The sequence below is a fragment of the Actinomadura physcomitrii genome (genome assembly GCF_008923205.2).
Lineage (GTDB): Bacteria > Actinomycetota > Actinomycetes > Streptosporangiales > Streptosporangiaceae > Spirillospora > Spirillospora physcomitrii.
On sequence record NZ_WBMS02000025.1, the window covers coordinates 79,066 to 101,017 of the forward strand.

The following is a 21,952-nucleotide window of genomic DNA, read 5'->3' on the forward strand; positions in this document are numbered from 1 at the left end:
CCCGCGGGCGTCTCCCGGCGCTTTTAGTTGGGGGGTGTGGTGTTTCCCCCCGCGCTCATAACCACGACACGCCACAAGTCAACGGGGTGGTGGGGTGCGGCCGGTGATGCCGAGGACGTGGTGCAGGAGGGGGCGTCGTCGGGGACGGGGACGGTGGGGCCCCAGAGGTCTGGGAAGGGGGCCTTCGGGACGAAGTCGGCGACGTGGTCGAGGCAGGCGCGCAGCGTCGCGTCCGGCAGGTCGAACGGTCGGCCGGTGGCGGTGGCGAGGTCCCAGCCGTGCACGACGATCTCGGTGAACGCGATCTTGCCCCACAGCTCGTTGGACAGTTTCGTGCCGCCCGTCTCCGTCTCGCCCTCCCAGGCCGCCGGGTCGGTCCAGGCCTCGCCGAGCGCCCGGACGTGCTCGGCGACGCGCTTCTGCCATCCGTGACCGAAGCCGGCGGGTTCGGGGAGCCGCCCGCGGGCGAGGCCGGTGGCGCCGCGCGCGACCTCGTCGAGCCCGGCTGCGAGCTGTACCTCGTCAACCGCCAGGCGGACGCGCCCGACACCGTCTGGGTGACGGAACTCTGGCGGGACCAGAGCGCGCTCCAGGCCGTCCTGGAGCGGATCAAGGGCAGCCCCGAGACGGCGGCCGCCATGAAGCTCGTCGCCGCCGCCGAGATGATCGAGCTCGCCCACCAGGGCGGCAAGGGCCCCGTCCCGGCCGGCGAGCGTTCCTGAGGCGGCTCATGCGGCCGTGGAGGTCTGCTTCTTGGCCTGGCGCACCGCCCGCAGGGCGCCCGCCCAGGCGATCACCTGGTCGAGCATCCCGTTCACGGCGGTGTCGAGTCCCTCTTGGGGGACGAAGGCGCCGGTGTGGAACGAGGGGTGCGTCGCGATGGTGGGCTGGGTGCGGACCGTGGCCACCTGGAGTTCGGAGAGGACGAGCCGCAGCGCCTCGGCGGCCCGGGCCCCGGCGACCCAGCCGCCGTAGCTGATGATCCCGGCGGCCTTGTCGTTCCACTCCCGGTAGACGTAGTCCAGCGCGTTCTTCAGCGCTCCGGGGTAGGAGTGGTTGTACTCCGGGACGAGGAACACATAGCCGTCGAAGCCGTCGATGAGTTCGCCCCAGGCGCGGGTGTGCTCGTGCTGGTACTGCTGGAAGTTCGGGTTGCCGGGCTCGTCGAGGTTGCCGAGGTCGTGGTCGGCGAGGTCGATGAGTTCGTAGTCGGCGCCGCCGTGGGCGCGGGCGGCCTCCAGCGCCCACGTGGCGATCTGTTCGCCGCGGCGTCCGGGGCGGGTGCTTCCGAGGATGAGCGCGATGCGAAGCGTCATGGTGGTCCTTCCAGCTGAGTTGATACGTCAACTCTAAGGCGAGACGAGTTGATGTGACAACTTACCTGGTCACGACTATGCTCAGCGGCATGGCCGAGCCTCGATCGCTGGAACCGGAGGAGTGGGCCTTCTGGGATGCCTGGATGCGCGCGCAGCGGCTGCTCACCAGCGACCTGGAGCGCGGCCTGCAGCGTGAGTGCGACATCTCGAAGGCCGAGTTCAGCGTCCTGGTGACGCTGTGGCAGGCCGGCGGCCGCGAGATGCGGGTCGGCGAACTCTCCGAGTCGCTCGACTGGGACAAGAGCCGCGTCTCACATCAGCTGACGCGGATGGAGAAGCGCGGCTTCGTCAAGCGCACCCAGTACGGGGCCGACGGGCGCCGCGCCGGGATCGGGCTGACCGACGAGGGCCGCCGCGCCGCCGAGAAGGCCGTCCAGGTGCACGGCCGCAACATCCGCCGCCACTTCTTCGACTCGCTGACCCCCGAGCAGGCATCGGCCATCCGGGCATGGAGCGAGCAGACAGTAGACCGCCTCAGGGCGCGGTGAGGGGTTCGGCCTCGTAGGCCTGGTGGAGCAGGTCGAGGAAGCGGGGCGCGCCGGGGACGGGCGCCGGGCCGATCCGGTGGACGGCGATGCCCGGCGTCCAGGAGTTCATGACCACGGCGCCCGACAACGACGGGACGTCGGCCGGCGTCACCTCCCGGACGCGCTGGGGCACGCCGAGCCGGTCCAGTCGGCGGCGGACGATGCCCATCGTGGTGCCGGCCAGCATGGGCGCGTCGGGCCACACGACGGCGTCGCCGTCCCAGAAGGCGAGGTTCCAGATCGTGGCCTCGCTGAACCGGCCGCGCCGGTCGACGAACGCGGCGTCGTCGAAGCCGTCCCTGACGGCCCGCCGCATGAAGTAGGTCTTGGCCACCTCGCCGACGTGCTTCACGGCGGGCAGGACCCGCTCGTACTCGACCGTCGCCAGGGCCAGCGGGCCCGCGGGGCCGGACGCGGGCGGGCGGGTGCGGACCAGGACGTCGAGGTCTTCGGTCTCGCCCGCGCCGGACCGTCCCGGCGCCGCGTACACGGTGGCCGTCAGCGAGACGTCCGGCGGGCTCGCCTCCAGCGCCGTCCGCAGGAAGGACCGCACCCGGCCATCGGGAAGCGCCCGGCCGAACAGCTCCGCCGACGCGAACCGCAGCCGCTCCAGGTGCAGGTCGAGGCCCCGGATCCGCCCCCCGCGCACCTGCATGGCGGTGAAATGGGCGTAGCCCGCGAAGGCGAGCGGCGCGAGCTCTCCGGCGGTCGCCGCGCGGCCGTTGCGGTGCGCGAGTGCGGTCATCGGTGCCTCCACCGGTCCGGAATGATCGTTGGCGAGGCGACGTTACGGCTTCACACCGGTGAGAGGGTCAAGCGGGGACGGTGACATGCTGATCGGGGAGTTGTCCCGGCGGACCGGGGTCAGCACGCGGCTGCTGCGGTACTACGAGGAGCAGGGCCTGCTCGCGGCCGGGCGCGACGCGAACGGCTACCGGCGCTACTCCGAGGAATCCGTGGCGACCGTGCGGAAGATCCGCGTGCTGCTGGAGGCGGGCCTGTCCACCGCGGTGATCCGGCAGGTGCTCCCCTGCACGCGGGACGCCCGTCCGGCCTTCGACTGGTGCTCCGGCATCCGCGACGTCCTGGGCCGGGAGCTGGCGGCGCTGGACGACCGCATCGAGGGGCTCCAGCGCAACCGCGGCGCGATCGCCGGGTTCCTGGCCGGCGACCGCTAGGCGGACGGGCCGGTCCGTCACCGTGGACGCCGGCGACGCGCCCCGCTCCGTCACTCGGGGCGGTCGGCCTTGGTGACGGCGCGGACGGCCGGGCGGAGGATGTCGACGACCCGGTCCGGGTCGGCGTCGGCCAGGTGGTCGAGCGCCAGGAGGTGGCGGCCGAGGGCGACCCCGATCAGCACCGCGCTGATGACGGCGGCGCGCAGGTCGGCGTCCGCCCTCCACCGGACCACCGACCCGGAGGTCGTGATCATGGAACTCACCAGCGTCGGCCGGGTCGTCGCGACCGGCGAGCCGTTCGAGGTGCCCTGCGTCCAGGTCTTCCGGATCCGCGACGGCCGGATCGTGCTCTTCCGCGACTACGTCGGCGCCGGTGCGCTGCCGGCCCCCGACCCGGCCTGATCCGGGCGCTGCGCGCGATCGGGCACCTGGCACGGCCGCGTCATCTGGACCCACGGTGTCGGTGCCCCGCGCTAACGTTCAGCCGCATGGTCGATCATCCCACCGCCTTCCCTGACGAGAACGTTCTGGCCGTCCCCGACGCGTGGCTGGAGGACCTGGTCCCCCGGCACGGGGGCCTGGCACCGGTGCCCCGGACCGCCCCGGATCCGGAGGCGCACGCCGCCGTCCGCGCGAGCCTGGCGACCGCCGAGCCCCTCGTCCGCGAGGTGCTGGAGCACCGGGGCACCGCGCCGGATCTCGCCGAGGCGGGGCTCGCCTTCCTGAAGGGCGAGGCCACCCCGCTGGGGGCGGCAGTGGTCGCGCGGGTGGAGACGATGGCGCGGACGAGGTCGAGCCTCACCTGCGACCCCGGCTGGGCCGACCACCTCGCGGCCGAGCACGGGCTCGCCTTGGCCGCCTGCGCGTTCGCCGAGATCGAGGGAGTCCATGTCCGCGGCGACGGCGGGTCGATAGGGCTCAACGAGAAGCCGGTCAGCGTCGTGGCCGGCGCGGGCGGCCTCGACCACGCCCACTGGGCCCCGCGCCGCGCGGGCCGCCGGATGCGGGCGCTTCTGGCCGCGGCCGGCGAGGACGACCGCGACGCGGCCGCACGGGCGCTTGCCGGGCACCGCCAAGGACCGGTCCGGCGGCTGATCACGGCCTTCCTTATGCCGGACCGGACGGACTGGGTCGACGAGTGCTGCCAGGACCCGCCGGAGCGCCCGTCGTACTACACCTCGTCCGGCGCCAAGATGCTGTGGTTGTCGCTGGGGACCGCCGCGCAGGTCGAGACGCTCGGCGACTGGGCCGTCCTGCGGTTCGGCGAGCGGGAACCCGGCGTGATCCACACCCTGGTCGACGGGCTGGGCGAGGCCGTGGCGCCGGTGCTGGCGCGGTCGCTGGACGGCGACGCGGAACCGAAGGAACGGCGCCTCATCGTGGACGCGCTCGCGCGGATCCCCGGCGACGAGGCGTTCCAGATCATGGGCGGCCGGCTCGACGCGGTGCACGTCCTGCCCGCGATGGAGGCGATGATCGAGCGGTTCCCGGTCCGGGCGCTGCGGCTCCTGCCGGAGCTCGGCACCGGCACCGCCCGGCGGTCGTCGATGGCGGCGGGCCTGCTCAACGCGCACCTGGAGGCGCACCCCGACCTGGTCGCAGCGGCGGACCTGAGCCCGCGGGCCCGGGAGGCGCTCGACGCCCTCCAAGCGGCGCGGGTGGCTGAGGCACCGCTCGACAAGGTGCCCGCGGCCCTCCGGAAGGGTGGGCCCAAGGGGGCGCCGGGGTGGGCGCGCCCGGCCGCGCTGCCGCAGGTCCTGCTGCGGGGCCGCGAGCACGCGCTGCCCACGGAGGCGAGCGGCCACCTGGTCGAGGCCCTGAGCAAGGCGAGCCCGCGGCGCCCGCCCGCCCAGAAGCTCCGGGGCGCACTCGACGCGCTCGACCCCGGGTCGCTGGCCGAGTTCGGCTGGAGCCTGTTCGAGCGGTGGCGGGCGTCCGGCGAGGCGACGCGGATCGGCTGGGCGCTGGCGCAGCTCGGCTGGACCGGCGACGACGAGATCGCGCGGCGGCTCGGCGGGCTGGCGCGTTCCTGGCCCGGGCAGAACGGGATCCAGCTGCCGCTGAAGGCGCTCGACGTGCTCGCCGGGATCGGCACGGACGTGGCGGTCATGCAGCTGCATCTCGTCGCGGAGAAGGCCCGGCCCAAGCGGCTCAAGAAGCGGGCGGGGCAGCTGCTGACCGAGGTCGCCGCCGAGCGCGGCCTCACGATGGAGCAGCTCGGCGACCGGATCGTCCCCGACTTCGGCCTGGACGAGCGCGGCGGCATGACGCTCGACTACGGTCCCCGGACGTTCACGGTGGGCTTCGACGAGCAGCTGAGACCGGTGGTGTTCGACGGCCGGGGGACGCTCCGCAAGGCGCTGCCCAAGCCCGGCGCCAAGGACGACCCGGAGGCCGCGCCCGCCGCGTACCGGGCGTTCACCGGGCTGAAGAAGGACGTCCGCACGGTCGCCGCCGACCAGATCGGCCGCCTGGAGCGGGCCATGGCCGCGCAGCGGCGGTGGACGACCGGCGACTTCCGGCGGCTGTTCGTCCGGCACCCGCTGCTGTGGCACCTCGTCAGGCGCCTGGTCTGGCTCTGCGACGGGGAGGGCGCCGCTCCCGTCGCGTTCCGGATCGCCGAGGACCGCACGTTCGCGGGCGTGGACGACGAGGCGCTGCTGCTCCCGGAGTCCGGCGAGGTCCGGATCGCCCACCCGCTGCACCTGGGCGAGGACGTATCGGCCTGGTCGGCGGTCTTCGCCGACTACGAGATCCTCCAGCCGTTCCCGCAGCTCGGCCGCGCCGTCCACGCGTTCACGGCGGAGGAGGCCGCCGGCAACCGGCTCGACCGGGTCGCGGGCACCGTGGTCGGCGTCGGGAAGGTGCTGGGCCTGGAGCGCCGGGGCTGGCAGCGCGGGACGCCGGAGGACGCGGGCGTCCAGCACTGCCTGGCCCGCGGCGTGGCAGGGCGGACGGTCGTCCTGGACGTGAGCCCGGGATTCCCGGTGATGTCCCCCGCCGAGTGGCCCGAGCAGACCCTCGGCAGCGTGTGGATCGCCGAGTCGGAGGCGTCCTTCGGGGAGCTGGACGAGGTCGAGGCGTCCGAACTGCTCCTAACCCTGCACGATCTCGCCGCTAGCCGTTGAGTTGTGGGGGGGGGGGGGGGGGGGGGGGGGGGGGGGGGGGGGGGGGACCCACCCCCCCCCCCCCCCCCCCCCCCCACAACTCAACGAGGGCGGGGGTGCGGGCGATCCTTTACGCTCTGGTGCTCACGGTCGGCCGGGATGCGGGGTTGGTGTGGATTCGTTCAGTGATGCGCTGCTGGCGCTGGCGGCGCCGCGGCTGGGTGTGGCCGCGGAGCGCTCGATGCGGCTCAACCGCGCCCTCGAAGGGACGACCTTCCGCAGGGACCTGGAGGCGGGCGTCGCGTGGTCGGACGACCGGCGGATGGCCGCCGGGATCCTCGGCAGCCACGCCGAGGACAACACCTTCCAGTGGAGCTGGGTCGTCCCGGGCTTCGCCGGGACGCCGGCCGCCGCGCACGCCGAGCGGCTCAGGGAGATCGGTGAGCGGCACGGCGTCCCCGAGCTGACCGAGCCCCTCGTCGACCTCGGCGAATTCTACGATCCGCGGGCCGCCGCCGACGACCTCGCCCTGATGGCGGTCGCGCTGCTGGAGGCGAGCGCCGCGATCCGGCACGGGCACGGCGGCCGGGCGCTGACGTTCATCGTCGCCGACGCGCCCGAGCTCGCGTCCGGCGGGCCCGACGCGGAGCGCGCCGCGGACTGCCTGCGGCGCGCCGCCGACCTCCTCGGCGACCACGGCGCCCGGCGCCACACGGAGGCGATGGTGCGCGGCTACGCCGAGCACCACGGCCTCGCGGTGCGGGAGACGGAGATCGAGCTGCCGGGCGGGGCCGTCCCCTTCCCCGGCAGCGAGGACGGCCGGTCCGACCTGCTGCTCGTCAACGAGCTCGACGTGAACGAGCCCGTCCCGCCGGCCATCCTGGCGACGGCTGCTCCGGCGCTGGCGTGCGCGCTGGCCGGGCAGAACGCGCTGATCGACCGGCTTTCCGAGGACGGCGTGGACTGGCGGACGCCCGCCTGGGACCCGGAGGCCCGGACGCTGCGCTTCGGCGACGCCGTCACCGTGCAGGCCCGCGAGCTCGGCGTCCTACGGCAGGACGGCACCTGGGCATGGGCGGAAGGCGACGGCACGGCGCAGGCGAAGGAGCTGGTCGCCGGGGGCGGCGAGGCGTCGTGGGCCGCCGCCGAGGTGGACCTGAGCGGGCATCCCCGGCCCGCGCACGTCGCGGAGCTGCTGGCCTGCACGGCCGCGCGGCTCGGCGGCGGCTGGGGCGCGTGGTCGGTGCCGGGGCCCGGCGGCGAGCGGCGGTTCGCGCTCACCGATCCCGAGGGGCCGGACATCGGCGCGGACGCCATGCTGGCCGCGCTGCACACCGCCGCCAACATCGTCCAGCAGCTCGTCCTGCGCAGGGACCGCCGCGAGGTGACGCGCGCGATGGGGCTCGGGCTGTTCGAGCACTGCGGCTACGTCCCGTGGGGCGCCGGCGAGCCCGAGTTCCTGATGGGCGTGCGGGGCCTGTACCAGGCGCGGGCCTACGTCAGCGCGGACGGCACCATCTACCGCCTGTCCTCGGGCCTGTTCGGCCAGCCGGGCTGACGCGCGCCACCGCCGCGGGCCGCGCCCTGCTCGCCGAGGACGAGCGGTGGCGCGAGCTGAGCGAGTCCACCACCGCGGACGGCGCGGCCGCCGAGCACCTCGACCCGCTCGGGCACGACCGCGACTGACGCCCCGCCCTCAGCGGGCGCGGCGTTCCTCGTCCTCCAGCAGCGGGCCCAGCCGGAACGGGACCTGCTCGGTCAGGACGATCGAGGTCGTGCTGCGGCGCACGCCCGGGCACACGAGGATCGCGTCGATCACCTCGTGCAGCTGCTTGCCGTTGGGCGCGACCGCCCGCACGAGCAGGTCGCCCTGGCCGGTGATGCCGAGCACCTCCAGCACGCGCGGGATCGCCGCGAGCGCCTGCGCGGCCTCGCGGAGCCGGCCCTGCGCGACCTCCAGGGTGACGAACGCGGTCAGCTCGAAGCCGAGGGCGCCGAGGTCGACCTCCCGGCCCCGGTGCCCGATGACGCCGTCGCGTTCCAGCCGCTCGACGCGGGCGTGCGCGGTGTTGCGGGCGATGCCGAGCTTGGCGGCCAGTTCGGTGATGCCGATGCGGGGCTGCTCGACCAGCCGGCGCAGGATCTGGATATCGAGAAGGGCAACACGCGTCACAACGCTCATCTCCGGCGGGTAACTCGGTTCCGACTTGAGCAATCCGCTCAATTGTCGCCCCATCATCTTGCACTCCGCTCAGACAAGGGTGCTCAATGTGGGCGAACGAGTCCGATACCGCCGGGAGAGGGGCACGCATCATGACCGGTACCTCGACGTCCGCGCTCCGCGACCGCCTGGAGCTGGAGCGGGGCCGGATCGCGCTGGGCGGCGTCCAGGCGCTGGTCCGGCTGCTGCTGGAGCAGCGGCGCGCCGACGCCCAGCGCGGCTGGACGACCGCCGGCTTCGTGTCCGGGTACCGGGGATCCCCGCTCGGCGGGCTCGACCAGCAGCTGATGCGCGAGGCGAAGCTGCTGGACGCCCACGACATCCGGTTCATCCCGGGCGTCAACGAGGAGCTGGCCGCGACGGCGGTGTACGGGTCGCAGCTCGTCGACCACCTGCCCGACCCGCGCTACCAGGGCGTCTTCGGCCTCTGGTACGGCAAGGCGCCCGGCGTCGACCGCTCGCTCGACGCGTTCAAGCACGCGAACTGGCTCGGCACGGCCGAGCGCGGCGGCGTCCTCGCGGTCGTGGGCGACGACCCGTCCTGCAAGTCCTCGACGCTGCCGTCCGCGACGGAGGGCGCGCTCGCCGAGGCGTTCATGCCGGTGCTCGCGCCCGGATCGATCACCGACGTGCTGCGGCTCGGCCGGCACGGGTTCGAGATGTCCCGGTTCAGCGGCGCGTGGACCGGGTTCAAGGTCGTCACCGACGTCGCCGACTCGCTGGAGGTCGTCGACGTCGCGCCCGTGCCGGACCCGGTCGTCCCGGAACTGGAGTGGCGTGGCCGTCCCTGGAAGCCGACGCGGCGGCCCGGCGTCGACCTCAAGGACACGACGTCCCTGGAGGCCGAGGTCCTGCACGGACGGCTCCGCGCCGCGGCCGCCTACGCGTCCGCGAACGGCCTGGACGTCATCGAAGGCGCCACCGGTGACGCCGCCATCGGGCTCGTCGCGTCCGGCCGCACCTACCTCGAACTGCGCGAAGCCCTCGACCGGCTCGGCCTCGACGACGGCGCGCTCGCCCGGCGCGGCGTCCGGCTGCTCAAGCTCGCCCTGATCCACCCGCTCGACCCGGTGCGGCTCCGCGCGTTCGCCGCCGGTCTCCGCGAGATCGTCGTCGTCGAGGAGAAGCGCGCGTTCGTCGAGACGCAGATCCGCGACCTGCTGTACGACGCGCCGGAGCGGCCCGCCGTGCTCGGCAAGAACGGGCCCGACGGCGCGCCCCTCGTCCCGGCGGACGGCGGCCTCACCGCCGACCGGATCGTCAAGGCGCTCGCCCGGCTCCTCGCCGACCGTGTCGGCGAGGACCACGTCGACCTGCGCGACCCGGCGCTGCTCCCCCGCAAGCCCGCGATCAACCTGCTCGCGCCCGCCCGCACCCCCTACTTCTGCTCCGGCTGCCCGCACAACCGGTCCACGGTCGTCCCCGACGGGTCGATGGCCGCGAGCGGCATCGGCTGCCACGTCATGACCGTCTTCCAGGACCGCAGCATCGGCACCACCCAGATGGGCGGCGAGGGCGCGATGTGGGTCGGCGCCGCACCGTTCACCGCGACCCCGCACATGTTCCAGAACCTCGGCGACGGCACGTTCTTCCACTCCGGCAGCCTCGCGATCCGGCAGGCCGTCGCCGCCGGCACCAACATCACCTTCAAGCTCCTCTACAACGCGGCCGTCGCGATGACCGGCGGGCAGGACGCCGACGGCGGCACCGACCCCGCGTCCATCACCCGCATGCTGCACGCCGAGGGCGTCGCGAAGATCGTCGTGGTGGCGGACGACCCGTCCCGCTACCCGCGCGGCACGCGGTGGGCGCCGGGCGTCCGCGTCCGGCACCGCGACGACCTCGACGCCGTCCAGCGGGAACTGCGCGACGTCCCCGGCGTCACCGTGCTCCTCTACGACCAGGCGTGCGCCGCCGAGACCCGCCGCAAGCGCAAGCGCGGCCTCGCCCCCGACCCGCAGACCCGCGTGCTGATCAACGAGGCGGTCTGCGAGGGCTGCGGCGACTGCGGCACCAAGTCCAACTGCCTCAGCGTCGAGCCCGTCGACACCGAGTTCGGCCGCAAGACGCAGATCAACCAGACGTCCTGCAACAAGGACTACTCCTGCGTCGACGGCGACTGCCCGTCGTTCGTCACCGTGACCCCCGGCGAGCGGAAGGCGTCCGCGCCGCCGCTGCCGCAGATCGGCGACCTGGCCGAGCCCGCCTCCCGGCCGGACGCGGCGGACGTCCTGCTCGTCGGCATCGGCGGCACCGGCGTCGTCACCGTCAACCAGGTCCTCGCCACCGCCGCGCTGCTGGACGGCCGGCACGCCCGCGCCCTCGACCAGACGGGCCTCAGCCAGAAGGCCGGCGCCGTCGTGTCGCACCTGCGGATCGGCGCCGCCCCCGCCGAGCGCCCCGGCATGATCGGGGACGGCGGCGCCGACGCCTACCTGGTGTTCGACGCGCTCGCCGGCACCGCCGAGACCAACCTGCGCCGCTGCGCGCCCGGCCGCACCGCCGCCGTCGTGTCCACCAGCGAGGTGCCGACCGGCCGGATGATCACCGATGTGACCGTGTCGCTGCCGCCGAGCGCGTCCCTGGTGCGGCAGATCGCCGGCCGCACCGACGCCGCCCGGCTCGTCGCGCTCGACGCGCTGGAGCTGGCCGAACGCTGGTTCGGGAGCACCACCACCGCGAACTTCGTCGTCGTCGGCGCCGCCTACCAGGCCGGGCTGCTGCCGCTGTCGGCCCGCGCGATCGAGGAGGCGCTCGCGCTCAACGGCGTCCAGGTCGAGGCGAACGTCCAGGCGTTCCGGGCAGGCCGGCGGCTCGTCCTGGAGCCCGGCTGGGCCGAACCGGCCGCCGCCACCGGCGCCGTCCAGCGGCCCCTCACCGCCAACGCGCCCGCCGCGATGAACCTCGTGGACGCCTCCGGCGCGGACGGCGAGCTGGCCCGCGTGCTGCGGATCCGCGTCCCCGACCTCGCCGCCTACCAGGACCTCGCGCTCGCCAAGCGGTACCTCGGCACCGTCCTGCGCGTCGCCGCCGCCGAACGCGACGCCGTCGCCTCCGGGCAGCGCCTCGCCGTCGCCGTCGCCCGCCACCTGCACAAGCTGATGGCCTACAAGGACGAGTACGAGGTCGCCCGCCTCCACCTCGACCCCGCGCTCACCCGCCAGGTCGAGGAGCAGTTCGGCGCGGGCGCCACCGTCCGGTACCTGCTGCACCCGCCGCTGCTGCGCGCGATCGGCGTCGACCGCAAGATCGCGCTCGGCCGGACGGCCCGCCCCGCGTTCCACGCGCTGCGCGCCATGCGGCGGCTGCGCGGCACCCCGCTCGACCCGTTCGGCGCGACCGCCCAGCGCCGCGCCGAGCGCCGCCTCGTCGCCGAGTGCCTCGCGGTCGTCGACGAGCTGATCGCCGGCCTCGACAAGGACAACCACGACCTCGCCGTCGAGATCGCCGAACTGCCCGACATGATCCGCGGCTACGAGGACGTCAAGACCACCAACGTCGCCCGCTACCGCGACAGGCTGCGCGACCTCCTCGCCTCCTGGCGCGCGGAGCAGCCGCTCCCCGCAGGGAACAGGTAGGACCGGCCCGGGGGGGGGCGCCCCCCCCCCCCCCCCGGGGGGCGGGGGGGCCCGCGCCCGGCTGCATTCCCCGGCGTCGAACCGCGGCGGCCCGCCCGGCGTACTCCCGGACACAGCGCACGGCAGGTGCCCGTCACCACCCGACCTGGAGGGACCATGACCGCCGAGCCCGCGGGAGCCGAGTGGCGGCACGCCCTGCCCCGGCCGCGGCCCCGCAGCCGGCCGCGCTTCCCGTGGCTCGCGCTCGCCGGGCTCGTCGCGACGGTCGCCGCCGCGACGACCCTCGTCCTCGGGCTCGGCGACACCCTCAGCGGCCCCGGCCGCCCGCGCGGCCGGCTCCTCCCCCTCCAGGCCGCGTCGCCGACCGCCTCCGCGACCGCCCCGGCGACCCGTCCCGCTCCCCCCGACGGCCGGCGGACCCCGGACCCCGACCCGGTGCCGTCCGTCTCGTTCCGCCAGGCCCTGCTCCGCCTGCGCTTCGCGGTGGGTCAGGGCGTCGCGGCCGGGGACGTCCGCGCGGACGTGGGCCTCGACCTCAACAACGTCATCCGGGGCATGCTCGCCCACCCCCGGCACGGCGGCGCCGACATCGCCGACCTGCGGCACAAGATCTCCACCCGGACCCGCGAGGGCGCCATCGCCCCCGGCCGCTCGACCGAGCTCCACCAGATCCTCAGCCAAGCCACCCCGCCCTGACGCCGGCACGACCGCCGGCGCGGCCGACCGGCGGGGTCAGGCGTCGCCGGGCAGCGCGTCGCCGGGGAAGCCGCGGACGGGGTGGACCTCATAGGTGAACACGCCGGCCCGCACGCCCGGGTCGTCGTCCATCAGCTCGCGCGTCCGCTCGACGGACGCGTCGAAGATGCCGACGCCGCACAGCTCGCCGTCGTCGGCGACCGGGCAGACGATGGACAGCAGGCCCTCGGCGCGCAGCCGGAAGTTGCGCCGGCCGTGCTCCCAGCCGACCGCGTCCGCGCCGGGCCGCCCGTACCCTTCGGCCGCCTTCAGCAGGACGACCGTGTATCCCCTGGTCAGCGCGAGCTGGGTCCGCATGTGCTCGTCGGTGATCTCGGTCATCGCCGGCCTCCTCCTTGGAAAGCACGACGGGCATCCCGTCCGGATCGGGATGCCCATCATGTGGTGGGGCGGTGGGCGGACCGGGTCGTCATCGATCCGGGTCAAGGTTCCGTCCGCGCCCGCGTTCCTGTGTCAAGCATGTCAAGCAGGGAGAGTTAGGTGCCGGCGACCACTTCCTTCTCGGTTTCGGGGACGGGGGTGACGGGCCGGTGGCTGCGCGGGGTCATGCCGAGGGCGGCGATCGCGGCGATGACCATGAACGCGCCGACCATCAGCCAGGCGTGCACGTAGGCGCGGTGGGCGTCCACGTAGCCGTGGGGGGAGCCGAGGACGGCGACGGCGAGGCTGACGCCGAGGACGGCGCCGATCTGCCGGCTCATGTTGACGACGGCGCTGCCCGTCGCGAACCGGTGGTCGGGCAGGTCCGCGGCGGCGGCGGACAGGATGGTGGGGAGCGCGAGGCCGACGCCGACGCCGCCGACGAGCCAGCCGGGCAGCATCTGCGAGGCGTAGGCGGGGGCGGCGTCGAGGCTCGCCGCGATCATGACGACGCCGAACGCGCAGAGCATGCAGCCGACGGCGGTGATCAGGCCGACCGGGACGCGCCGCGCGGCCATCTTCCCGGCGATCAGCGCCATGACCGGGACCATCAGGGGCCCGGGCGCGACGCCGAGGCCGGTGCGGACCGGCGAGTAGTGCCACACCTGCTGCATCCACAGCACGCCGAGCAGCAGTTCGGCGGCGAACGCGACGGTGAACAGCAGCACGGCGGCGTTCGACCAGGCGAAGGTGCGGACACCGAGCAGCTCGGGCTCGATGACGGGCGCGGGGTGCCGGCGGGAGCGTCCCCAGAAGAAGGCGAGCGCGATCACGGCCGTGCCGATCACGATCGCGGTGCGCTGCCCCGGCCAGTCGTTGATCTTCACCACGCCGAGCGCGAGCAGCGCGATCGCGCCGGTCAGCACGGCGGCGCCGGGCAGGTCGAGGACGCGGGCGGCGGCGCCCTCGCGGCTGCCGGGCACGAGCCGCAGCGCCAGCAGCGTCGTGAGGATCCCGATCGGCACGTTCACCTCGAACACCCAGCGCCAGGACGAGTCGACCAGGACCCCGCCGACGGCGGGCCCGGCGGCGGCGGCGAGCGCGGACGCCGAGGACCAGATGCGCACGGCGCCGGCGCGGCGTCCGGGCGGGAAGACCGACAGCAGCAGGCCGAGGCTGGTGGGGATGAGCGCGGCGGCGCCGGCGGCCTGGACGACGCGGAAGGCGACGAGCCACCACAGCGACGGCGCGACGGCGCAGGCCTGGGAGGCGAGGGTGAACACGGTGAGGCCGAGGAGGAGCCCGGCCTTGCGGCCGTAGCGGTCGGCGAGCCGGCCGAGCGGGACGAGCAGCGCCGCGAACACGATCGCGAAGCCGTTCAGCACCCAGGACAGGTCGGCCAGGGACGTCCCGGCGAAGTCGCGGCCGATGTCGTCGAACGCGACGTTGACGATGAACAGGTCCAGGCCCGCCATGAAGGAGGCGACGGACAGCACCGCGAGCGAGGCACCCGGGCGCACCTGACTTTGTTTCACCATAGTCAGGGACGCTAACCCCGCCACCTGACTTTGGTCAAGCGAAGTCAGCAGGTTTATAGTGGTTGCCGTGACGATCGCACTTGAGGGGCATTTCGCCGACCGCGACACCTGGTCGATGCAGAACTGCCCGGTCGCGCGGACGCTCTCCGCGCTCGGCCCGCCGTCGGCGGTGCTGGTGCTCAGCGAGGCGTACTTCGGGACGAACCGGTTCGGCGACTTCGTGAAGAACCTCGAGATGACCGAGTCCGCCGTCACCGCCCGGCTGCGCCACCTCGTGGACGCGGGGCTGCTCGTCCGCGAGCCCTACCAGGAGCCCGGGCAGCGCACCCGCTACGAGTACCACCTGACCAAGATGGGGCTGGACCTCGCGCCCACGCTGGTCAGCCTCATGGAGTGGGGCGAGACCTACCTGCCCGGCGAGGAGGGGCGCCAGGTCGCGCTCCGGCACGCCGGCTGCGGCGAGGGCGTGACCGCGCAGGTCCGCTGCGCCGCCGGGCACGACGTCGCCGTCGACGAGATCGTGATGGGTTCGCCGTCGGCCGCGCCCGACGGCGAACCCGCGTAGCCGCCTCCGCGCGCGGTGGCTGACTCCCCAGCCGCCCACCCGCGCGCGGAGGCGAACCCACTGGCCGCCCCGGGCTAACCCTCCGCCCGGGCGGGGGCGGGCCAGGGCCGCGGCCCCGGCTCGGACGGGGCGCGCGACGACGCCGCACCCGCGATCCGCAGCGCGTGCTCCACCAGCGCGACCAGCACCTCCTTCGCCGACCCGGTCCGCCGCGCGTCGCACAGCAGCACGGGCACGTGCGGGTCGATGTCCAGCGCCGTGCGGATCTCCGGCGGGTCGTAGCGGTCGGCGTCGTCGAAGCAGTTCACCGCCACCACGAACGGCGTGCCCTTCTGCTCGAAGTAGTCGATGGACGCGAAGCTCGCCATCAGCCGCCGCGTGTCCGCCAGCACGACGGCGCCGAGCGCGCCGCGCGACAGCTCGTTCCACATGAACCAGAAGCGCTCCTGCCCGGGCGTGCCGAACAGGTAGATGGCGACGCCGTCGCGCAGCGTGATGCGCCCGAAGTCCATCGCCACGGTGGTGGTGGTCTTGGCGGCGACGCCGTCGAGGTCGTCGACGGCGGCGCCGACGTCGGTGAGCGCCTCCTCGGTGCGCAGCGGCCGGATCTCGCTGACCGCGCCGACCAGGGTCGTCTTGCCGACCCCGAACCCGCCGGCGACCAGGATCTTCAAGGCGACCCGCGGGCCGTCGGCCCGCGGGTCGTGCTCGCCGGCGGGATCGGGCGGAAGATCAGAGCGCGCGGAGTTCATCGAGCACCCTCCTGAGCAGGTTCGGGTCGTTGTGCGGCTGGACGGACGGGGTGGCGGGGGCCCAGCGCTGCACGCTCACCAGGCCGGAGTCGACCAGGTCGCCGGCCAGCACCCGGATCACGCCGAACGGCAGGTCCAGGTCGGAGGCCAGGTCGGCCAGGGCGTGCGGGCGGCGGCACAGCGCGAGCAGCCGCCGCTGGTGCCGCGACAGCCGGCCCGGCTCGGCGGGCTGCCGGCCGGTCGCGACGAGGATCGCCACGATGTCGAGCGGCTCGCCGCGCGGCCGGGTCCGGCCGCGCGTCACCGCGTAGGGGCGGACGATCGGACCGGCGGCGGCGTCGATCCACCGCTCCTGGGCCGGGGCGAACGGGCCGCCGCTCGCGCCGGGCTCCTCGAACCCGCCCGCCGCCGGGTCGCCGGGCCCCGGCGCAGCGAAGTGTGCGGGCCCGCGGGGCACGCCGGGGCCACCTGGCTCCCCAGCCCCAGAGGTCGGAATTGCTGGCATTTGAGTGTCCAATGGTGGTCAAAAGAGGCTCACAGTGATGTCGACGTGATGGCGAGCAGGACCACGTTCGCGGGCGCGCTGCAGAGCGATGAGAAGTGCGAACGCCGGCCGCATGAGTGGCGCGCGATCGAAGGGATATCGATTGCACATTCGAACAATGTGACCTGAGGTATTCACCATGTCACGGTCCGCTTCCTCCTGTCGGACGGAGACCGCTGAGGCATCGGCACGGCGGCGTCCACGCGATCACGACCGCCCGTTTCGGGACGAAGTCGATACCCGCAGCCCCAACGCCACGTGCCAGGCGGTCCCGTGGACTGCGCCGTTTGTCGTGCCGGGTCCGTCGCGCGTGGCAGTCCGTGATCGCCTGAAGAGGCTCTCGGCCGAGGACGAGCGGATGCTGCAACTGGTGGGCGCGCATTTGGGCTCTATGGCCGGCCGTGATCTCAAGGCCCGATGTGCAGATGGACTCAATCACGACGCCGACCGCTGGGCAGCGCGTAAGCGGGACTTGACGTTCGAGTCGTCGGCGAGATGGGCCGGGAGCATTACCAAGGCCACCCACGACCGGTGGGCGCTCGCAAGGCGGAGCCAGCTCGCGCACATCCAGTCTTTGGAAGCCGGCATCAGCGTGATCGAGCACCGGCTGTCGCGGCCGATCAACGAGAAGGGAACCGAGCGAGCACCGGGCGGCTACCGCTCCAAGCAGGAATGGTTCGTCAAGTCCCGCCGTCTGGGCGTGCTCAGGGACCGACTCGCAACCGAACGATCCGACTGGGAAGCCGGACGGGTGCGGGCAGTGCGGGGTGGACGCCGTTCGCTGGCCACCCGCCACAACCTGGATGCCGTTGGGCTGGAAGAGGAGCAATGGCGGCATCGGTGGGAGGCCAGGCGATGGTTCCTGCAGGCCGACGGCGAGTCGGGCAAACGGTACGGCAACGAGACCATCCGCATCAGCCCTGAAGGAGAGGTATCGATCCGGCTGCCCTCGTCGCTGACCCACCTGGCGAACGCGGGCCATGGGCGGTACGTGCTGTCGGCTCGCGTCGCCTTCCAACACCGGGGCGTTGAATGGGCCGACCGGGTCACCGCCAACCGCGCGGTCGCCTACCGCATCCACCTCGATACCGATCGGAACCGCTGGTACGTCACCGCGTCCTGGCAACGCGCCGCCGCGCCGATACTCCCACTGGAAACAGTGCGCGCACACGGGATGGTCGGTGTCGACACCAACGCAGACCATCTGGCCGCGTGGCGCTTGGACCGGTATGGCAACCCCATGGGACAACCGCGCCGGTTCGGTTACGACCTGCGTGGCACAGCCCAGCACCGCGATGCCCAAGTTCGGCACGCCATCACCCGCCTGTTGCATTGGGCCACCACCTGCGGAGTCGCCGCGATCGCCATCGAAGACCTGGACTTCGACAAGGAGAAGACGCGGGAGAAGCACGGCCGCCGCAAGCGGTTCCGGCAGCTGATCTCCAACATGCCGACCGGGAGGCTGCGGGCCCGGCTGGTGGCGATGGCCGCCGAGTCCGGGCTGGCGATCGTGGCCGTGGACCCCGCCTATACGTCGAAGTGGGGCGCACAGCACTGGCGCAAGCCGATGACCAGCAAGACCAGGAAGGTTTCCCGGCATGATGCGGCGAGCATCGCGATCGGGAGACGCGCCCTGGGGCACCCGATCCGGCGACGGACGGCACCGCCCCCACGCGACCGGAGCGATCGCGCGGGGCATCGGACCGCCCAGGCCGGCCCGGGTCTCCCAGGACGCGAGGGAACCCGCCGCCCCGTCACGGAACGCGCACACGATGCACACCCCCCGACGAAGGCGACGAGAACGCGGGCGACCAGCGCATCCAACACCGTTCGGGATGTGCGCAGTACCGGGACGTGGGTCCAGTACTCACTCCTGGACACTGCCTAGGAACGGTCATGGCGGCTCACCCGGATCCGGGCCCCGGGCCCGGCTGTCTCAGGCCGGTGGACAGCTGCTTGCCGACCCGTTTGACCAGCATCGTCATCTCGTAGGCGACCAGCCCGGCGTTCGCGCCGACCTCGCTGAGCAGCGCCAGGCAGCTGTTCGCGCCGGCGGGCACGACGAAGAACAGCCCCCGCTCCATCTCGACCATCGTCTGCCGGACGTCGCCGGAGTCCATCTGCGGACGGGCGCCGACGGCCAGGCTGTGGAACCCGGCGGCGAGCGCCGCGAGGTACTCCGCGTCCTCCCGCATGACGCCCCGGGACATGCCCATCACCAGGCCGTCCCGCGACAGCACGACGACCTTGCGGATCTGCGGGACCCGGTCGACGAGGTCGTCGAGCAGCCAGTTCAGCTCGTTGGTCGTTCCCTGCCCGGTCATGTCCGCTCCCTGCCGTCCGGTGCCTCGTCCTCGTCGCGTCCGCGCAGCCAGCCCGCCTGCAGTGCGGCGAACAGGTCGCGGGACGCCTCCGCCGACCGCTCCTCCCACGCGACGAGCGCGTCGTCGGGGGCCGGTGCCGTGCGCGGCGTCGCGCGCGGGTCGTCGCGCAGCTGCGGCGCCAGGTTGCCGCCGCGGACCCGGCGCGGCAGCGGCGCGCGCCCGCCGCCCGCCGGTACCTCGCCGAACGAGGCGGGCGCCTCGAACGCCTGCGTCTCGTACGGGCCCGACTCGTATGGGCCCGGCTCGAACGCCCGCGGCTCGGCGGGGCCCGCGTCCAGGTGCGGGGTCTCCAGCCGCCACGCCTCCTGGAACGGCTGGGTCTCCTGCGGGGCCGGCGCGCCGGCGTGCGGGTCCGGGGCGTCCGGTGCCGGCGGCGCCTCGACATCGAACGGCGTCGGCGCGTTCAGCATCGCGGTGCCGTTCCCCGGCGCCGGCCCGGCCGCGCCGGACGGCCACGGACGCAGCGCCCCGTTGCCGGCACCGTTCGCGGCGCCGTTCGCTGAGCCGTTGGCCATGCCGTTCCCGGGTGCGGACGCCGACGGGCGCGCGACCGGCGCGTCGTCCTCGTCGTCCGGTCCCTCGGCCTCGACGATCAGCCGGCGCGGGATCAGCACCACCGCGCTCACGCCGCCGTAGAGCGACGGCTGCAGCGCGACCCTGATGCCGTGCCGGTGGGCGAGCCGCCCGACGACGAACAGCCCGAGCCGGTCGGTGACCGCGAGGTCGAACTCCGGCGGCTGCGACAGCCGCAGGTTCAGCGCGTCCAGCTCGGACTGGTCGAGGCCGATGCCGCGGTCGATGATGTCGACCGCGAACCCGTTGGCGCCCATCTCGCCGCGCACCAGCACCTCGGTCGGCGCCGGGGAGAACACCGTGGCGTTCTCGATCAGCTCGGCGAGCAGGTGCACGATGTCGGCGACGGCCTCGCCGATCACCGCGGCCCGCCCGGACACCACCACGACCTCGACGCGGGTGTAGTCCTCGACCTCCGAGATCGCCGACCGCAGCACGTCCTCGACGTGCACGGGCCTGCTCCAGCCCCGGCCGGGCGCCGTCCCGGACAGGATGACCAGGCCCTCGGCGTGCCGGCGCATGCGGGTGGTGAGGTGGTCGAGGCGGAACAGGTCCTCCAGCGCCTTCGGGTCGGACGCGCCGCGCTCCATCTCGTCCAGCATCCGCAGCTGCCGGTGCAGCAGCGACTGGCTGCGGAACGCGACGTTCAGGAACACCCGGCTGATGCCCTGCCGCAGGTAGGACTCGCGGACGGCGGTCTCGATCGCGGTGTGCTGGACGCGGGTGAAGGCGTCCCCGACCCGGGACACCTCCCGGGTCTTGCCGATGACCAGCGGCGGCGCCTCGGCCTCCACGTCCACCTCCTCGCCGCGGCGCAGCCGCGCCACCACCCGCGGCAGCCGGTTGCCGGCGAGGTCGAGGGCGGCGCGCTGCAGCCCGCGCAGCTCGCGGGACAGGCTGCGCGCGGCGAGCAGCGACAGCACGATCGACGCGATCACGGCGAGCAGCCCGAAGCCGCCCGCGATGACCAGCCGCACGATGATGCGGTGGCCGATCGGTTTCGCCATGTCGTCCAGCGCCAGGCTCGCCTGGGTGACCCGCTGGTCCCACGCCTGCCCGAGCAGCTGCGTGGTGGCCGTCCAGTCGCCCGCCTCGGCGGGCAGCCGGTCGCCGGGCGCGCTGACGATCGCCGACTCGGCCGCGCGGTAGCGCTGGAAGCCGGGGGACTGGGCGAGCTGCTGGAGCGGTCCCCGGATGCTCGCGTTGAGGTCGGCGAGCCCGGCGACGAACGCCTGCCGGCCCTGCGCCGCGAACTGGATGAACGCGACGTGCTCGGCCGGGGTGAAGCGGCCCCCGCGGCCCATCGCGGAGATGACCAGCGAGTCCTCCTTCAGCATGGACGCGCGGGCGTTGCCGAGGCTGATCAGCGCGCGGCCCTGGGTGAAGATGTTGACGTCGTCGACCGCGACGAAGCCGTTGAACACGGCGACGAGGTCGTCGAGGACGACGCTGTAGGAGTTGATGAGGTCGAGCGTCTCGGTGCGCCGGGCGTCGACCCTGGCGCGCAGCTGCGGCAGCTTCGCCAGGTCGCGGACGGCGACGGTGAGCCGCTGCTTGGTCTCGGTCTTCGCGGCGTCCTGCGCGTCCTTCGACAGCGCCGACCGCTTGAAGGCGGCCTCGAGCCCGTCGACGCGGGCGCGCTGCTGCCCGAGCTTCTGCTTGTACTGGGGCTGCTGCGTGACCAGCGCGGCGACGCTGAGGGAACGTTCCGCCTGGAGCTGGCTCACCAGCGTGATGCCGGGCAGCCCGATCTTCTCGTAGGTGGTGGAGAAGTCGTACTTGTCGAACGCGTCGCCCAGCGTGATGTTCGCGGCGAACGCCCACAGGGCTATCAGGGACACCAGCGGGACGAGCAGCAGCGCGGTGATGCGCATGCGGATCGGCCGCCGCTTCTTCGGGCGGGTGCTCTGCTCGCCGGTGCGTCTCGTGCGTCGCGCGCTCTCCGCGGCGAAGTCTCCGTCGCCGGGTTCCTCCCGGGCCGGGGCCGCGTGCGGGGCCGTCGGCCGGCCTTCGGTGTCCATCGGATCACCCACTCGTCGGGGTCGGGCCCGTTGCGGGCCCGCCGCAGGATTTCTCGAACTCGGTCGGGACGGGGCGGTCACGGGCGCGCCTCGTCCAGTGCGGCGCGGGCGACGAGGCCGCGCAGCCGGCCGGTGATCATCGCCACCGCTTCGGCATGGCCGCGGGCCGCCTTCTCCCGCGTGCTGTAGCGCCCGACGTCGGCGTGCATCGACAGGTCGGACACGATCGTCTGCCAGAGCAGGGGTCTCCCGTTCGCCGCGAACCCGAGGTCGATCACGGTGAACCAGGTGGAGACGACCACCACGACGCCGCCGACGCGGATGACGTCCTGCGCGAGCAGCCTCGACCGCGCGTCGAGCAGCAGCCGCTGCGCCTCGTCCGCCGTGGCGCGTATCCCATCGGCCCGGTAGTACTCCACGGACATGGCAATCCCCATCGCCGCCGGTATGGGCGTCCGTCGGCGCGCGCGTG

General features: G+C 73.9%; 22 protein-coding genes. 10 read left to right on the forward strand and 12 right to left on the reverse strand.

The features are described 5' to 3' along the window. Nucleotides 1-23: 23 nt before the first annotated feature. Nucleotides 24-533 carry a TIGR03086 family metal-binding protein gene (locus F8568_RS51150; RefSeq protein ID WP_407924491.1) on the reverse strand — a complete coding sequence of 170 codons (510 nt, stop codon included), beginning with the start codon at nt 531-533 and terminating at the stop codon, nt 24-26. Here F8568_RS51150 and F8568_RS48685 point away from each other — a divergent pair. Next, a complete protein-coding gene (locus F8568_RS48685) occupies nt 429-722 on the forward strand; it encodes a putative quinol monooxygenase (RefSeq protein WP_328601055.1) in 294 nt (97 codons plus the stop codon). The two genes, F8568_RS51150 and F8568_RS48685, sit on opposite strands and share 105 nt — an antisense overlap. A 6-nt stretch (nt 723-728) precedes the next feature. On the opposite strand, the gene F8568_RS28360 is transcribed toward F8568_RS48685, so the two are convergent. Beyond that, nucleotides 729-1,316: an NADPH-dependent FMN reductase gene (locus tag F8568_RS28360; protein ID WP_151596748.1), complete on the reverse strand. Its 588-nt coding sequence runs from the start codon at nt 1,314-1,316 to the stop codon at nt 729-731. Nucleotides 1,317-1,405: 89 nt separating this feature from the next. On the opposite strand from F8568_RS28360, the gene F8568_RS28365 reads away from it, so the two are divergent. Continuing rightward, complete coding sequence (locus F8568_RS28365) at nt 1,406-1,864, forward strand: MarR family winged helix-turn-helix transcriptional regulator (protein WP_151596749.1); 459 nt, start codon at nt 1,406-1,408, stop codon at nt 1,862-1,864. On the opposite strand, the gene F8568_RS28370 is transcribed toward F8568_RS28365, so the two are convergent. Further along, a complete protein-coding gene (locus F8568_RS28370; protein ID WP_151596750.1) occupies nt 1,851-2,648 on the reverse strand; it encodes an aminotransferase class IV family protein in 798 nt (265 codons plus the stop codon). The genes F8568_RS28365 and F8568_RS28370 overlap by 14 nt on opposite strands. Before the next feature lie 85 nt (nt 2,649-2,733). Here F8568_RS28370 and F8568_RS28375 point away from each other — a divergent pair, with 85 nt between their 5' ends. After that, entirely contained in the window at nt 2,734-3,081 is a 348-nt protein-coding gene (locus F8568_RS28375) for a MerR family transcriptional regulator (protein ID WP_151596751.1), read from the forward strand. 50 nt (nt 3,082-3,131) lie between these two features. Here the strand turns inward: F8568_RS28375 and F8568_RS49840 are convergent, their stop codons facing one another. Continuing rightward, nucleotides 3,132-3,335 carry a TetR/AcrR family transcriptional regulator gene (locus tag F8568_RS49840; protein WP_160573788.1) on the reverse strand — a complete coding sequence of 68 codons (204 nt, stop codon included), beginning with the start codon at nt 3,333-3,335 and terminating at the stop codon, nt 3,132-3,134. Here F8568_RS49840 and F8568_RS28385 point away from each other — a divergent pair. The 3 genes from F8568_RS28385 to F8568_RS28395 all read left to right on the forward strand — a co-directional run bounded on the left by F8568_RS28385 (nt 3,334) and on the right by F8568_RS28395 (nt 7,746). After that, entirely contained in the window at nt 3,334-3,483 is a 150-nt protein-coding gene (locus F8568_RS28385) for a nuclear transport factor 2 family protein (RefSeq protein ID WP_160573789.1), read from the forward strand. The genes F8568_RS49840 and F8568_RS28385 overlap by 2 nt on opposite strands. A gap of 86 nt (nt 3,484-3,569) precedes the next feature. After that, entirely contained in the window at nt 3,570-6,209 is a 2,640-nt protein-coding gene (locus F8568_RS28390) for a DUF4132 domain-containing protein (RefSeq protein WP_151596753.1), read from the forward strand. 151 nt (nt 6,210-6,360) lie between these two features. Continuing rightward, nucleotides 6,361-7,746, forward strand: a complete 1,386-nt coding sequence (locus F8568_RS28395) for a DUF6882 domain-containing protein (protein WP_151596754.1) — start codon at nt 6,361-6,363, stop codon at nt 7,744-7,746. 138 nt (nt 7,747-7,884) lie between these two features. Here F8568_RS28395 and F8568_RS28400 read toward each other — a convergent pair whose 3' ends face one another. Beyond that, entirely contained in the window at nt 7,885-8,370 is a 486-nt protein-coding gene (locus F8568_RS28400) for an Lrp/AsnC family transcriptional regulator (RefSeq protein WP_151596755.1), read from the reverse strand. A 131-nt stretch (nt 8,371-8,501) separates the two neighbouring features. Between F8568_RS28400 and F8568_RS28405 the strand changes: the two genes are divergently transcribed. After that, nucleotides 8,502-11,987, forward strand: a complete 3,486-nt coding sequence (locus tag F8568_RS28405) for an indolepyruvate ferredoxin oxidoreductase family protein (RefSeq protein WP_151596756.1) — start codon at nt 8,502-8,504, stop codon at nt 11,985-11,987. Between the two features lie 156 nt (nt 11,988-12,143). After that, a complete protein-coding gene (locus F8568_RS28410) occupies nt 12,144-12,683 on the forward strand; it encodes a hypothetical protein (RefSeq protein ID WP_151596757.1) in 540 nt (179 codons plus the stop codon). Nucleotides 12,684-12,719: 36 nt separating this feature from the next. Here F8568_RS28410 and F8568_RS28415 read toward each other — a convergent pair whose 3' ends face one another. Together F8568_RS28415 and F8568_RS28420 are read right to left on the reverse strand one after the other, a co-directional pair. After that, nucleotides 12,720-13,064, reverse strand: coding sequence for a YciI family protein (locus F8568_RS28415; protein WP_151596758.1), 345 nt, complete (start codon nt 13,062-13,064; stop codon nt 12,720-12,722). 155 nt (nt 13,065-13,219) lie between these two features. Then, the gene (locus F8568_RS28420; protein WP_151596759.1) at nt 13,220-14,641 is read right to left on the reverse strand and encodes an MFS transporter; all 1,422 of its coding nucleotides are present in this window, start codon (nt 14,639-14,641) and stop codon (nt 13,220-13,222) included. 67 nt (nt 14,642-14,708) lie between these two features. Between F8568_RS28420 and F8568_RS28425 the strand changes: the two genes are divergently transcribed. Next, nucleotides 14,709-15,206, forward strand: coding sequence for a winged helix-turn-helix transcriptional regulator (locus F8568_RS28425; protein ID WP_202125441.1), 498 nt, complete (start codon nt 14,709-14,711; stop codon nt 15,204-15,206). Nucleotides 15,207-15,280: 74 nt separating this feature from the next. Here the strand turns inward: F8568_RS28425 and F8568_RS28430 are convergent, their stop codons facing one another. Together F8568_RS28430 and F8568_RS28435 are read right to left on the reverse strand one after the other, a co-directional pair. Continuing rightward, the gene (locus F8568_RS28430) at nt 15,281-15,958 is read right to left on the reverse strand and encodes a GTP-binding protein (RefSeq protein ID WP_151596760.1); all 678 of its coding nucleotides are present in this window, start codon (nt 15,956-15,958) and stop codon (nt 15,281-15,283) included. Continuing rightward, complete coding sequence (locus F8568_RS28435) at nt 15,939-16,415, reverse strand: DUF742 domain-containing protein (protein ID WP_328601056.1); 477 nt, start codon at nt 16,413-16,415, stop codon at nt 15,939-15,941. The genes F8568_RS28430 and F8568_RS28435 overlap by 20 nt, the downstream gene beginning before the upstream one ends. A gap of 445 nt (nt 16,416-16,860) precedes the next feature. Between F8568_RS28435 and F8568_RS28440 the strand changes: the two genes are divergently transcribed. Continuing rightward, nucleotides 16,861-18,390 carry a transposase gene (locus F8568_RS28440; protein ID WP_236009258.1) on the forward strand — a complete coding sequence of 510 codons (1,530 nt, stop codon included), beginning with the start codon at nt 16,861-16,863 and terminating at the stop codon, nt 18,388-18,390. A gap of 16 nt (nt 18,391-18,406) precedes the next feature. Here F8568_RS28440 and F8568_RS28445 read toward each other — a convergent pair whose 3' ends face one another. The 3 genes from F8568_RS28445 to F8568_RS28455 form a co-directional block, all read right to left on the reverse strand. After that, complete coding sequence (locus F8568_RS28445) at nt 18,407-18,826, reverse strand: roadblock/LC7 domain-containing protein (protein ID WP_151596762.1); 420 nt, start codon at nt 18,824-18,826, stop codon at nt 18,407-18,409. Then, nucleotides 18,823-21,480: a sensor histidine kinase gene (locus F8568_RS28450; protein ID WP_151596763.1), complete on the reverse strand. Its 2,658-nt coding sequence runs from the start codon at nt 21,478-21,480 to the stop codon at nt 18,823-18,825. Before F8568_RS28450 ends, F8568_RS28445 begins: the two co-directional genes overlap by 4 nt. Before the next feature lie 77 nt (nt 21,481-21,557). Continuing rightward, nucleotides 21,558-21,905, reverse strand: coding sequence for a hypothetical protein (locus F8568_RS28455; protein ID WP_151540642.1), 348 nt, complete (start codon nt 21,903-21,905; stop codon nt 21,558-21,560). Nucleotides 21,906-21,952: the final 47 nt, after the last annotated feature.